The sequence below is a fragment of the Micropruina sp. genome (genome assembly GCF_027492755.1).
Classification (GTDB): domain Bacteria; phylum Actinomycetota; class Actinomycetes; order Propionibacteriales; family Propionibacteriaceae; genus Micropruina.
In genome coordinates, this window is sequence record NZ_JAPUED010000178.1 from 31,783 (window position 1) to 44,660 (window position 12,878).

General features: G+C 67.3%; 13 protein-coding genes. 6 read left to right on the top strand and 7 right to left on the bottom strand.

Annotation, left to right across the window (positions count from 1 at the left end; translation table 11 throughout):
- Positions 1 to 137: 137 nt before the first annotated feature.
- The gene (gene gdhA / locus Q0066_RS12545; protein ID WP_298133386.1) at positions 138 to 1,457 is read right to left on the bottom strand and encodes an NADP-specific glutamate dehydrogenase; all 1,320 of its coding nucleotides are present in this window, start codon (positions 1,455 to 1,457) and stop codon (positions 138 to 140) included.
- A gap of 165 nt (positions 1,458 to 1,622) precedes the next feature.
- On the opposite strand from gdhA, the gene lepA reads away from it, so the two are divergent.
- A complete protein-coding gene (gene lepA, locus Q0066_RS12550) occupies positions 1,623 to 3,452 on the top strand; it encodes a translation elongation factor 4 (protein ID WP_298133388.1) in 1,830 nt (609 codons plus the stop codon).
- 52 nt (positions 3,453 to 3,504) lie between these two features.
- On the opposite strand, the gene Q0066_RS12555 is transcribed toward lepA, so the two are convergent.
- The 3 genes from Q0066_RS12555 to Q0066_RS12565 all read right to left on the bottom strand — a co-directional run bounded on the left by Q0066_RS12555 (position 3,505) and on the right by Q0066_RS12565 (position 5,355).
- Entirely contained in the window at positions 3,505 to 4,275 is a 771-nt protein-coding gene (locus Q0066_RS12555) for a cytochrome b5-like heme/steroid binding domain-containing protein (RefSeq protein ID WP_298133390.1), read from the bottom strand.
- A 96-nt stretch (positions 4,276 to 4,371) separates the two neighbouring features.
- A complete protein-coding gene (locus tag Q0066_RS12560; RefSeq protein WP_298133391.1) occupies positions 4,372 to 4,971 on the bottom strand; it encodes a rhomboid family intramembrane serine protease in 600 nt (199 codons plus the stop codon).
- Between the two features lie 30 nt (positions 4,972 to 5,001).
- The gene (locus tag Q0066_RS12565) at positions 5,002 to 5,355 is read right to left on the bottom strand and encodes a cytochrome b5-like heme/steroid binding domain-containing protein (protein WP_298133393.1); all 354 of its coding nucleotides are present in this window, start codon (positions 5,353 to 5,355) and stop codon (positions 5,002 to 5,004) included.
- Positions 5,356 to 5,592: 237 nt separating this feature from the next.
- Here Q0066_RS12565 and Q0066_RS12570 point away from each other — a divergent pair, with 237 nt between their 5' ends.
- From Q0066_RS12570 to Q0066_RS12580, 3 genes are read left to right on the top strand one after another with little or no spacing between them, the layout of a single operon-like run.
- Positions 5,593 to 6,492 (top strand): sugar ABC transporter permease, encoded by a 900-nt coding sequence (locus Q0066_RS12570; RefSeq protein ID WP_298133395.1) that lies wholly within the window; start codon positions 5,593 to 5,595, stop codon positions 6,490 to 6,492.
- The gene (locus Q0066_RS12575) at positions 6,479 to 7,348 is read left to right on the top strand and encodes a carbohydrate ABC transporter permease (protein WP_298133396.1); all 870 of its coding nucleotides are present in this window, start codon (positions 6,479 to 6,481) and stop codon (positions 7,346 to 7,348) included. The genes Q0066_RS12570 and Q0066_RS12575 overlap by 14 nt, the downstream gene beginning before the upstream one ends.
- A 57-nt stretch (positions 7,349 to 7,405) precedes the next feature.
- A complete protein-coding gene (locus tag Q0066_RS12580; protein ID WP_298133397.1) occupies positions 7,406 to 8,761 on the top strand; it encodes a sugar ABC transporter substrate-binding protein in 1,356 nt (451 codons plus the stop codon).
- 86 nt (positions 8,762 to 8,847) lie between these two features.
- Here the strand turns inward: Q0066_RS12580 and Q0066_RS12585 are convergent, their stop codons facing one another.
- On the bottom strand, positions 8,848 to 9,486 hold the full coding sequence (locus tag Q0066_RS12585) for a DUF1345 domain-containing protein (protein ID WP_298133399.1): 639 nt from the start codon (positions 9,484 to 9,486) through the stop codon (positions 8,848 to 8,850).
- 220 nt (positions 9,487 to 9,706) lie between these two features.
- Between Q0066_RS12585 and Q0066_RS12590 the strand changes: the two genes are divergently transcribed.
- Positions 9,707 to 10,510 carry an S-methyl-5'-thioadenosine phosphorylase gene (locus Q0066_RS12590; protein ID WP_298133400.1) on the top strand — a complete coding sequence of 268 codons (804 nt, stop codon included), beginning with the start codon at positions 9,707 to 9,709 and terminating at the stop codon, positions 10,508 to 10,510.
- Positions 10,510 to 11,811, top strand: coding sequence for a radical SAM family heme chaperone HemW (gene hemW, locus Q0066_RS12595; protein ID WP_298133401.1), 1,302 nt, complete (start codon positions 10,510 to 10,512; stop codon positions 11,809 to 11,811). Before Q0066_RS12590 ends, hemW begins: the two co-directional genes overlap by 1 nt.
- Positions 11,812 to 11,939: 128 nt before the next feature.
- Here hemW and Q0066_RS12600 read toward each other — a convergent pair whose 3' ends face one another.
- Together Q0066_RS12600 and Q0066_RS12605 are read right to left on the bottom strand one after the other, a co-directional pair.
- The gene (locus Q0066_RS12600) at positions 11,940 to 12,488 is read right to left on the bottom strand and encodes a C40 family peptidase (RefSeq protein WP_298133402.1); all 549 of its coding nucleotides are present in this window, start codon (positions 12,486 to 12,488) and stop codon (positions 11,940 to 11,942) included.
- Positions 12,489 to 12,580: 92 nt separating this feature from the next.
- The coding region (locus tag Q0066_RS12605; RefSeq protein ID WP_298133404.1) for a hypothetical protein at positions 12,581 to 12,878 on the bottom strand (298 nt) is incomplete at its 5' end.

The following is a 12,878-nucleotide window of genomic DNA, read 5'->3' on the forward strand; positions in this document are numbered from 1 at the left end:
TTTCGCCAGCATCGCACCCTCCGCTGGTTGAGCTTGTCGAAACCTCTTGTCAGCGGGGAATGGGCCTCGACAAGCTCGACCAACGGTGGCTGGGTCTCGACCAAGGGCGATCGGTCTCGACCCGCGGCCTTTTGAACTCAGATGACGCCCATGGCGACCATGGCGTCGGCGACCTTGATGTAGCCGGCCAGGTTGGCGCCGACCACGTAGTCACCGGGGCTGCCGAACTCTTCGGCGGTGGCCAGGCACTGATCGTGGATGTCGTGCATGATCTGCTCGAGCCGTCCGGCGGTGGTCTCGAAGTCCCAGGCGTCGCGGCTGGCGTTCTGCTGCATCTCCAGCGCGCTGGTGGCGACACCGCCCGCGTTGGACGCCTTGCCCGGCGCGAACAGCACACCCGCCTCGCGCAGCAGCGACACCGCGGCCGGGGTGCACGGCATGTTGGCGCCCTCGGCGACCAGCTTCACGCCGTTGTCGACCAGGATCTTGGCCTGCTTCTCGTCCACCTCGTTCTGGGTGGCGCAGGGCAGTGCCACGTCACACGGCACGTCGAAGACGGAGCCCTCGGTGACCACCCGGGCCCGGGAGCCGACCGCCTCGGCGTAGTCGGAAACCCGGCCGCGGCGCACCTCCTTGACGTCTTTCAGCACCTCGAGATCGATGCCTTCGGAGTCGACCACATAGCCCGACGAGTCGGACACCGCGAGCACCTTGGCGCCCAACTCCTGCGCTTTCTCGACCGCGTAGATCGCGACGTTGCCGGAACCGGAGACGACCACGCTGCGGCCGCCGAAGTCCTCACCGCGGACGCCGAGCATCGCCGAGGCGAAGTGCACGGTGCCGTAGCCGGTCGCCTCGGTGCGCGCCCGGGAGCCGCCCCAGCTGACGCCCTTACCAGTCAGCACCCCGGACTCGTAGCGGTTGGTGATCCGCTTGTACTGCCCGAACAGGTAGCCGATCTCGCGGCCACCGACGCCGATGTCGCCGGCCGGGACGTCGGTGTACTCGCCCAGGTGCCGGTACAACTCGGTCATGAACGACTGGCAGAACCGCATCACCTCGTTGTCGGAGCGGCCCTTCGGGTCGAAGTCCGAGCCGCCCTTGCCGCCGCCGATCGGCATGCCGGTGAGCGCGTTCTTGAAGGTCTGCTCGAAGCCGAGGAATTTGATGATCGACAGGTTGACGCTGGGATGGAACCGCAGGCCACCCTTGTACGGGCCGAGGGCGGAGTTGAACTCGACCCGGAAGCCGCGGTTGATCTCCACCTGGCCGTCGTCGGTCACCCACGGCACCCGGAAGATGATCTGCCGCTCGGGTTCGCAGATCCGCTGCAGGATCGACCACTGGGCGTACTCGGGGCGGTCGCCGGCCAGCGGCGTGAGGCTTTGCATCACCTCGTAAACGGCCTGATGGAACTCCGACTCGCCCGGGTTGCGAGCCAGCACGATGTCGAACATGGGGCGAAAATTCGGATGAAGTGGCGCAGTCACAGTTGCGCACCCTACTGGGTGCCGTGCCGAGGTCGCCGACGGCCCAGATAGCGAGGTCGGCCGATCGCTCGCGCGATCGGTAGAGTGACGCTTCGGACCAGACACAGGTCGGACCAGACACAGGACAGGTGAATGAGCGGACCCCGCCCCGGCGCCACGCCCCCGGAGAGCATCCGGAACTTCTGCATCATCGCGCACATCGACCACGGCAAGTCGACGTTGGCCGACCGGATGCTGCAGTCCACCGGCGTGGTCGACGCGCGCTCGATGCGCGCCCAGTACCTGGACCGGATGGACATCGAGCGTGAGCGCGGCATCACCATCAAGTCCCAAGCGGTGCGGATGCCCTGGCAGGTCGAGGGCGCCGACTACGTGCTGAACATGATCGACACGCCTGGCCACGTCGACTTCACCTACGAGGTATCCCGGTCGCTGGCCGCCTGTGAGGGGGCGATCCTACTGATCGACGCCGCTCAGGGCATCGAGGCGCAGACCCTGGCCAACCTGTACCTGGCGCTGGACGCCGACCTGCACATCATTCCGGTGCTGAACAAGATCGACCTGCCCAGCGCCCAGCCGGAGAAGTTCGCCGCCGAGATCGCCCACCTGGTCGGCTGCGATCCCGACGACGTGTTCCGGGTCTCGGCCAAGACCGGCGAGGGTGTGACCGAACTGCTGAATGCCATTGTCGAGCAGATCCCGGCCCCGGTCGGTGACCCGGCGGCACCGGCCCGGGCGCTGATCTTCGACTCCGTCTACGACACCTACCGGGGCGTGGTCACCTACGTCCGGGTGGTCGATGGCTCGCTGGCGCACCGCGAGCGGATCCTGATGATGTCCACCAAGGCCACCCACGAGGTGCTCGAGGTGGGCGTGATCAGCCCGGAGCCGCTGCCGTCCAAGGGTTTGGGTGTGGGCGAGGTGGGCTACCTGATCACCGGGGTGAAGGACGTCCGGCAGTCCCGGGTCGGTGACACGGTGACGCTGGCGGGGCGTCCGGCGAGCAAGAACCTGGGCGGTTACCGGCAGCCGAACCCGATGGTGTACGCCGGCCTGTACCCGATCGACGGCGCGGACTTCTCCGAGCTGCGTGAGGCCCTGGAGAAGCTGCAACTCAACGACGCGGCGCTCACCTACGAGCCGGAGACATCCGGCGCGCTCGGCTTCGGCTTCCGGGTCGGCTTCCTCGGCCTGCTGCACATGGAGATCGTCCGCGAGCGGCTGGAGCGCGAGTTCAACCTCGACCTGATCTCGACCGCGCCGAACGTGGTGTACCGGGTGGTGATGGAGGACGGCACCGAGCACGTCGTCACCAACCCGTCGGAATATCCCGAGGGCAAGGTCGCCGAGGTGTGGGAGCCGGTGGTGAAGGCGACCATCCTCACCCCGACCGACTACATCGGCACCATCCTGGAGCTGTGCCAGGCGCGCCGCGGCGTCCAGACCGGCATGGACTACCTCAGTGAGGACCGAGTCGAGATCCGCTACCAGCTGCCGTTGGCCGAGATCGTCTTCGACTTCTTCGACGCGCTGAAGTCACGGACCAAGGGCTACGCCTCGCTGGACTACGACGAGGCCGGCGAGCAGGTCGCCAAGCTGGTCAAGGTGGACATCCTGCTGCACGGTGACCCGGTGGACGCCTTCAGCGCGATCGTGCACACCGACGCCGCCTATTCCTACGGTGTGGCGATGTCGAAGAAGCTCAAGGAACTAATTCCGCGCCAGCAGTTCGAGGTGCCGATCCAGGCCGCGATCGGTTCACGGGTGATCGCCCGCGAGACGGTCCGGGCCATTCGCAAGGACGTGCTGGCCAAGTGCTACGGCGGTGACATCACCCGTAAGCGCAAGCTGCTCGAGAAGCAGAAGGAAGGCAAGAAGCGGATGAAGATGGTCGGCCGGGTCGAGGTGCCCCAGGAGGCCTTCGTCGCCGCGCTGTCCACCGGTGAGACGTCCAAGAAGTAGTTGGGCAGGGCCTGATGCCGAGGCAGGCTCGGGCGGGTGGCGGCGGCCGCGATCAGGACGCGAGCTCGCCGAGGTAGAACCGGGTCAGCGTGCTTTCGGGCTTGCTCTGACCTGAGTGCTGGGCGTTGAAAGCGGCGCTGGCGTCGGTGCCGCACAGCGGGGTGATCCGCTCGGGGCCGCCGGGGTGCTGGCTGATCCAGTCGGTCAGGTTGTAGACGCCACCGTTGATCGCGGCCCAGCAGTCGCCCGCCGTGTTGTGCTGCTGCACCTGGGCCAGGGTGTAGCTCTGCTGGGTGCTCGCGGACGCCGAACTGCTCGGCGAGGCGTCCCCGGTGGCGGACGGCTGGGCGCTGGCCGAGGCTGTCGGACCGGCGGACGTCGGCGTCACCCCGGTGCCCGACCAGACCGCGGTGGCGCCGCTGTGCCCGACGACCACCGTCAGCGCCACGCTGACCGCCGCCAGCAGTGCGGTGAGCATGCCGAGGCCCTTGACCAGGTTGTCGGGCTCGGCCTTGCCGCGCTGCAGGAAGTACCACACGGCTGCGGCGACCAGGGTGGCGGTGGCGACCCGCGGCAGCCACTCGCCCCAGGCCATGTGCGCGGCAGGCGTGCCGACCTGGTCGGCGAGGGCGTGCCCGGACAGCATCGCCACCCAGGCGGCTGCGGTGCCGGCGACCATGCCCAGCAGCGCTAGGCCCGCGTAGCCGCGGCGGAGCCGTCCGAACACGATGCAGGCGATCAGTCCCAGTGCGGAGAGCGGCAGCAGCACCACCACCGCGTGCACGACCAGGGGGTGCAGCGGGAGGCCGAAGAAGTCGTACACCGGTCAAGCTCCTCGGTCGGCTGGGGGTGCCAGCTGGACTATTGACGTGTCAACAATACCGGTCGGCGGCTCCCACCCCTGTGATGAACCTGTGAGTCAGCCGTGAGCACGCGCCGTCCGACGCCGATGCAACGACCAGGCGGCCAGGACGCCACCGATCGCGCCGCCCAGATGTGCCTGCCAGGACACCCCTGCCTGAGTGGGGAAGACGCCCCAGAGAATGCCGCCGTAGACGACGAAGATGACCACCGCGAGCAGGATCTGCTTGCCGTTGCGGGCGAAGAGTCCACGGGTGAGCAGGTAGGTGAGCCAGCCGAAGATCAGCCCGCTGGCGCCGATGGTGATCGTGTTCGGTGCGCTCAGCAGCCAGGCCGACAACCCGCTGACCACCACCGACCACAGTGTGGAGAGCACCGCCCGGACGGCGCCGCCGATCATCACCAGAAAGCCCAGCACCGCGAACGGCAGCGTGTTGGCGCTCAGGTGCGCCCAGTCGGCGTGCAGCCATGGCGCGAGAAAGATCGACGGCAACGACCAGACCTGCCACGAGTGGATTCCCAGGGCGTCCAGCGAGCCGCGGGTGATCTGGTCGACCAGTTCGATCAGCCACAGCAGTGCCACCCCGATCCCGACCACGATTGCGGCCTGCCGGGGTGCCACCGGCGCGTTCGACCGGACCGCGAGAGAACTGCTCATGAAGCCAGTCTGCCCAGTCCGGCCAAGCCGTCAGTCGAGCAGCGCGCCGATCCGGAAGGAAGCCAGTTGGGTGTTGGGCTTCTCCTGATCTCCGTGCTGGCCGTGGAACGCGGAGGTGGCGTTCGTGCCGCACAAAGGAAGGATCTTGTCCGGGCCGCCGGGATGCCGGCTGATCCACGAGGTGACGTCGTACACGCTGTCGTCGACCGCCACCCAGCAGTCCTGCTGCGTGTTGTGCTGCGCAACGTCGGCCATCCGGTAGCCGTCCGAGGCCGATCCGGTGGGCGCGGCGTCCACGGACGTCGAAGGGGCAGGGCTGCCGCCGCACGCGGTCAGCAGCACGATCGTCAACGGTGCCAGCAGTGCGCCGGTGCGTAGTTTCACGCGACGAAGCCTATGTGGTTGCACGTCGTTGCCGCGCTATCGCGGACTCGACCGGGGGTGTGGTGTGCACGCGGCCCGCCGCGGGGGGCTCGGCGTGCGCCCGGGATGACGTTGGCCGGCCCTTGTTGCGGGACTGCTTCGGCAACTCGCTGAGACGTCAAACGTCCTTGTCCGATCGCCTATTTCAAAACTCAACCAGGCCTGGCCGGATGGCTCGAGGGGAACTAGGCTCCGACCATGCCCACCCGACGTGCTCAGCGGACCGGCGGGCGCATGCGACACGGCCGGTTGGCCGGGTTGCTGCTGGCCCCGAGCCTGTTCGGGTTGGCGCTGTTCCTGCTGTTCCCGATTCTCGTGGTGATCTGGCTGTCGCTGAACCGCTGGGATCTACTCACCCCGATGCGTTTCGTCGGGCTCGACAACTACATCGACGTGCTCGGTGACCCGACTTTCGGCAACTCGATGCTACGCACGGTGATCTTCGTCCTCTCGGTGATCCCGCTGCAGACCGCGCTCGGGTTGTTCCTGGCGGTGCTGCTGTCCCGCGGGCTACCCGGATCGGGACTGTTCCGGGTGATCTACGTCATCCCGTGGATCTGCGCGCCGCTGGCGCTGGGCGTGGTGTGGAAGTGGATCCTCGCCCCCTACGACGGTGCGCTGAACAACCTGCTCGGCCTGGACGTCGAATGGTTGACCGACCCGACGTTGGCGATGCCGGCCGTGGCCGCGGTCACCATCTGGTCGCAGGTCGGCTACACCACGTTGTTCTTCGTGGCCGGACTGGCCGCGATTCCGGAACCGATCATTGAGGCGGCCCAACTGGACGGCGCGAACGCCTGGCAGGTCTTCTGGCAGATCAAGCTGCCACTGCTCGGGCCGACGCTGTTCTTCGTGCTGGTCACCGGAGTGATCTCGGCGTTCCAGGCGTTCGACCAGATCTACGCGTTGACCCCCCGCGGCGGCCCGGAGGGCACCACCGACGTGATCGCCAGCCGCATCTATCTGGAGGCGTTCCAGGGTGCCTTCAACCTGGGCCGGGCATCGGTGATGGCGCTGGTGCTGTTCGCCATCCTGGTGATCGTCACACTGCTGCAGCAGCGGTACTTCGCGGGGAGGATCACCTATGACCTCAGCTGAGTCGCGCGCCGGCGTGCGTCGCCGAGCGTCGCTGAGCAAGCCGGTGGCCGACCTGCTCACCTACCTGGTGCTGATCACGGGAGCCCTGCTGACTCTGGGTCCATTCGCACTGAGCTTCATGACGGCCTTCAAGTCGCCGTTGCAGTTCGCGTCCGAGCCGTCGCTGAATCTGCCCAACCCGGTGACGACCGAGAACTTCACGACGCTGTTCAGCGGCGACTACAGCTTCATCTCGCCGATCGCGGTGACCGCCCAGGTCGTGGTGGTCATCCTGGCCGGTCAACTGATCTTCTCGATCATGGCCGCCTACGCGTTCGCCAAGCTGCGGTTCGCAGGCCGTGACGCACTGTTCTGGCTGTACCTGGCCACATTGATGATCCCCCAGGTGGTGATCGTCATTCCGCTGTACACGATGATGGTGCAGACCGGCCTGCGGAACTCCTTCTGGGCCTTGGTGCTGCCATTCCTGTTCGGCTCGCCGTACGCGGTGTTCTTGCTGCGTGAGCACTTCCGCAGCATTCCGGACGACCTGATCGACGCGGCTCGCATCGACGGAGCCGGCGACTGGCGGATCCTGTGGCAGATCGTCGCCCCGATGTCGCGGGGGATCATCGCGACGCTGGCGATCATCACGGTGGTGACGCACTGGAACAACTTCATGTGGCCGCTGATCATCACCACCGGACGCGACTGGCAGGTGATCACCGTCGCCACGGCCAACCTGCAGAGCCAGTACAACGCGAACTGGACGCTGGTGATGGCGGCCACGACCGTCGCGATGGCGCCGTTGCTGGTGATTTTCGCCATCTTCCAGCGAACCATCGTGAACTCGATCTCGCTGACGGGCTTCAAGTGAGCGCCGTCTGCGGCTATTGATGTGATGATTGGCAAGAACCGAACCGAGGAGGATTCTGTGAGATCGGCACACAAGTTGGGTCGCCGGACGTTGGTCGCAGCGGTGGCGTCCGCGCTGGCTCTGGGGGCGGCGGGTTGCTCGCCGGCCCAGTCGCAACCCAGTGCAAGCACCGGCGGAGCCACGACGACCGTGACCGTGCGGATGTGGGATGAGCAGTGGCAGAAGGCCTACGACGCCTCGTTCGCGGAGTTCACCAAGCAGAACCCCACCATCGCGGTGAAGACCGTGCTGGTGCCCTGGGCCGACTACTTCACCAAGCTGCGCACCGATGTCAGCGGTGACAACGCCGAGGACATCTTCATGATGAACGGCTCATACCTGCAGCCCTATGTGACCTCGGGCTCGCTGCTCGAGATCGGCTCCGATTTCGAGGCGCAGAAAGCCGATTGGGTGCCGGCTGCGATCGAGCAGTACACCCGTGACGGCAAGTTGTGGGGCGTTCCGCAGACCACCGATGGCGGCATCGCCGTCTACTACAACAAGAAACTGCTCGCCGATGCCGGAGTCACGCCGGAACAGCTCACCGGTCTGACCTGGGCGCCCGATGGCGGCAGCGCTGACACGTTGTTGCCGCTGATCAAGAAGCTCACCGTGGACGCCAACGGCAAGCGTGGTGACGAGAGCGGGTTCAACGGCGCCAAACCCAAGCAGTGGGGTTATTCCGCCGCGCAGGACCTGCAAGGCATCTACTACAACTTCATCGGCTCCAACGGCGGTCAGTTCCAGGACAGCTCCGGCAAGTTCGTGTTCGCCTCGCCCGAGTCCACCGAGGCGTTCCAATACATCGTCGACCTGATCAACAAGTACAAGGTCTCACCCGCGGCGTCGAACACCAACGGCAACGACAACTTCACTCGTGACCAGTTCCTGCAGGGCAAGATCGCACTGTTCCAGTCGGGTGTGTACAACCTGAAGAACGTCTCCGACGGCGCCAAATTCGACTGGGGGATCGCACCGCTGCCCGCCGGGCCGAAGGGTGCGGTCTCGGTGGTGAACTCGATCATCGCGGCGGGCAACGCCAAGAGCAAGAATCTGGACGCCACCAAGAAGGTGCTGCAATGGATGGGCTCGACCGACGGCGCGAAGTACCTGGGTTCGACCGGCACGGCCATACCCGCAGTGGTCAGCGCGCAGCCGGCATTCGCCGATTTCTGGAAGGCCAAGAACGTCGATCCGTCGCAGTTCGCGGCCCAGGGCAAGCTGCCGTCGATCCCGGCGCCGGCCGGTGAGAACTACGGCGCGGCGTTCAACGCCTGGAAGCCGATCTTCGATGAGATCTTCCTCGGCCGGACGCCGGTCGCGGCTGGTCTGAAGAAGGCCGAGGACGCGGCCAACAAGGCGGCCGGTTCGTAGACCTCTCGTACGGACACTCCGGACGCGTCGGCCGACTCGGCCGGCGCGTCCGTTCTGTCGAGGGGCACCGTATGGTTCGGCGCCTCTCAGCTGGTCAGCGCGCCGGTCACCAGGTTGATCGTGGTGGCCAGGATGGCCAGGCCGAACACGTACGAGAACAAGCAGTGGCGCAGCGCCACGGCACGCACCGCCGCGCTCTGGACGGCGGTGTCCGAGACCTGGTAGGTCATCCCGAGGTTGTAGCTGAAGTAGAAGAAGTCGCGGAAGGTGGGGTGCTCGTCGGAGTTGAAGTCGATGGCCTTGTCGACGCCGGTGGCGTAGTAGAGAAAGGCGTAGCGAACGGCGTACATCAGATGCAGTGCCCCCCAGGTCATGAACACGCCCAGCACCCCGATCGCGCCGAGGATGCTGCCGGCCGCCCCGCCGCCGGCGACCACCAGCGAGACGATCGCGCCCAGGCCGCACAGGGTGGCCCCGACCACGATCAGCTCGTCGGCGAGTGGCCGGAACTCCTCCCGCCGGACGTGGCTCTGAGTCGTTGCGGCGTCCATCGGCCACAGGATCAGCCACCCCAGCACCACGAACGTGGTCGCGGCGACCGCGACCCCGACGATGACGCCCAGGGCCGGCCCCGTCAGTCCGCCGACCAACCCGGCGACGATTCCGGCGACGACGGCGGCGATCAGGCGTGGCGGGGCGGTCACGAACACTCGGCGCAACGTCAAGGGAGGCTCCTCAGCTCGGTAGGCGCCCACCGGCCTGAACGCCTCCTCAGAGTATCCAGCCGTCCGCTCGCGGTGCGGTGGCGAAGCCCTGGTGTGGCGCTCGATCCGAGGGTGGTCTCGACCAGCCGTGCGTCAATACTTCCGCCGGACGCGTCCGGTCGTCTCTGATCGCACCTCGGCCGTGCCCTTCGGCGGCGCCGCTTCGACGTAGAGTCTCCGGGTGCACGCGGATATCGGGATCATCGGCGGATCGGGCTTCTACGACTTCTTCGCCGGCGCCGACACGGTGGAGATCGACACCCCGTTCGGCGAACCGAGCGCCCCGCTGGCGATCGGCGAAGTGGCCGGACGGCGGGTCGCCTTCCTGCCCCGGCACGGCTTCCGGCATCAGTTCCCGCCGCACCGGGTGAACTACCGGGCCAACCTGTGGGCGCTGCGTTCGGTCGGCGTCCGGCAGGTGCTGGCCCCGTGCGCGGTCGGCGGGCTGCGACCCGAGCTGGCCCCGGGGACGTTCGTGGTTCCCGACCAGGTGGTCGACCGGACCTGGGGCCGCGCGCACACCGTCTGGGACGCCGTCGGCCCGGTCGTGCACGTCTCGTTCGCCGACCCGTACTGTCCGCGCGGCCGGACGGCCCTGCTTGCTGCCGGTGAGCCGGTTGTCGACCGCGGCACGTTGGTGGTGATCAACGGTCCGCGGTTCTCCTCGCGCGCCGAATCGCGCTGGCACGCCGCGGCCGGCTGGTCGGTGGTCGGCATGACCGGCATGCCCGAGGCGTCCGTGGCGCGCGAACTCGCGATGTGTTTCAGCACCGTCTGCATGGTCACCGACGCGGACGCCGGCGTGGAGGGGCCGGGGGTGTCGCACGCCGAGGTGATGCAGGTCTTCGCCGGCAATATCGAGCGGCTGAAGGCGATGCTGGTTCGAGTGATCGCGGCGTTGCCCGAACCGGAGCCGGACGAGACGGCGACCTGCTCCTGCCGCCGTGCGCTGGATGGCCAGCGACTGCCGTTCGAGCTGCCCTGATGCCCTCCGCGCTGCCCGCCGGGGATCCGGCGCCCGCCGACGGCTCCCTCCCCGCGTCGGCACTCACTGAACTGGGCGATGAACCCGTCTCGCTGTATCTGCATGTGCCGTTCTGTGCGACGCGCTGCGGCTACTGCGACTTCAACACCTACACCTCGGCGGAACTGGGCTCGGCGCCCGGTTCGTCCCGTCAGGCCTTCCTGGACGCCACACAGGCCGAGCTCGCGCTGGCCGCCGGAGTGCTGGGCGAGCGTCGGGTCGACACCGTCTTCGTCGGCGGCGGCACCCCGACCCTGCTCGCAGCCGACGAACTGGTCGGCCTGCTGGCTGCCGCCCGGCAGCATTTCCCCTTGTCGGACGACGCTGAGGTGACCACCGAATGCAATCCCGAATCGGTGGATGCCGGCTACCTGGAGGCGTTGGTCGCCGGTGGCTTCAACCGGATCTCGTTCGGCATGCAGTCGGCCCGTGGTCACGTGCTGCGGGTATTGGAGCGCAGCCACACGCCCGGACGCGTCGCGGACGTCGTCGGTTGGGCGCGTGCGGCCGGCTTCGGCTCGGTCAGCCTCGACCTGATCTACGGCACGCCGGGGGAGTCGCTGGACGACTGGCGGGCCTCCCTGGAGACCGCGCTGGCCTTGGCGCCCGACCATGTCTCGGCCTACGCGCTGATCGTGGAGGAGGGCACCCGGCTGGCCGCGCAGATCCGCCGCGGCGACCTGCCGGCGCCGATCGACGACCTGCAGGCCGACTGCTATGAGTTGGCGGACGACCTGCTGTCGGCGTCCGGCATGGGCTGGTACGAGCTGAGCAACTGGAGCCGGCCGGGTCATCAGTGCCGGCACAACCTGGCGTACTGGCGGGGTGCGTCCTGGTGGGGCGTCGGACCGGGTGCGCATTCGCACGTCGGCGGCGTCCGGTGGTGGAACGTGAAGCATCCGCGGCGCTACAGCGCGGTACTGGCGCAGGGCCACAGCCCGGCCGCCGCCCGTGAGCTGCTGGACGCCGACGCTCGCCGGGTCGAACGGGTGCTGCTGGAGTCCCGGTTGGGCGAGGGGCTGGAGCTGAGCGTGCTCACCGCGTCCGAGCGGGCACGGGTGCCGGATCTGCTCGCGCGCGGCCTGATCGAGGTGGGCTCCGACGACCGCTGGTCGAGCCAGCCCGAGGTCAACAACCTCCGGTCGAGCGTGCCCGACCACCGCTGGTCGAGCTTGTCGAGACCCCTTGCCGACGCCCGCCTACGCCTCACCCGCAAGGGCCGGCTGCTCGCCGACGCAGTCGTCCGCGACCTCCTGGACTAGAGCCGGGGTGCTACCTGCTGGCGGCGCTTTCCGCCGCTCCAACACCGAAACGCTCGCCCAAGTGGTGACCGCTCGCCGAATTCGGCGAGCGGTCACTAGTCAGACGAGCGCTGAGTGGGGGAGAAGCGTCAGCGGATGACGCGACGGGCCGAGTGGTAGTGGCCGTACTTCTTCAGGTTCGAGATCTGCAGATCATCGCGGGTGTTGCGCGCGTGAATGATCTTGCCGTCGCCGATGTACATGGCGACGTGGCTGACCGGGCTGTAGAAGAACACCAGGTCGCCGGGCTTGAGGTTCTTCTTGGCGACCTTGACGCCCTTCTTCGACTGGGCGCGCGAGGAGTGCGGCAGCTTGATGTCGATCTTGCGGAAGGTCCAGAGCATGAAGCCCGAGCAGTCGAACTTGTTCGGGCCGGCGGCGCCCCAGACGTACTGGCCCTTCTTGAGCTTGGTCTTCGCGGCCTTGATCGCCTTATTGGCCTTGGCCTTCAGCTTCTGGGCCTTGGTCTGCTTCTTCGGCGGGTTGGGGTTCACCGAGGTCGGCTTGGTGGCGCTGGCCGACGTGGTCGGCGGGGTCGTCGTGTCGGCACCGGCCTGGGGAGCGGCGGGGCCTACCACCAGGGCCAGCGAAGCGGCAACGGTGACACCGACGGACAACGCAGATTTGCGGACGGACATGGACGAGCCTCCAGGAACGTGGACAGGGAGCTTGGCTGAGAGCCGGTTGAGTGGAACCTGAGCCGAAGCTGAGAGGAACGTTAACTGTTCCGTCAGGCGATGGCAAACCCGTCGTCGGTCCAGACCTCTATGTCGCTCCAAAGGCGGCCGTGAAGTGCCTTGTGGCGGACGATTCTGGTCGTCCTGAGATTTTCATGAAAACAGACCGTGCCGTCCCTGAGACGACATCGCCCTGCTTCGGCTTCCTTCACAGGTTTCGAACCGAGTGGTTTCGAACCGAGTGAGAGAAGTCGGAGCAGGGCGATGCGGGTACGGCAGACGCCGAGAACGTCATCCCGGGTTCGACCCGGGATCTCGAAGCGGTCGATCCGGTCCGGAGATCCCGCCGTC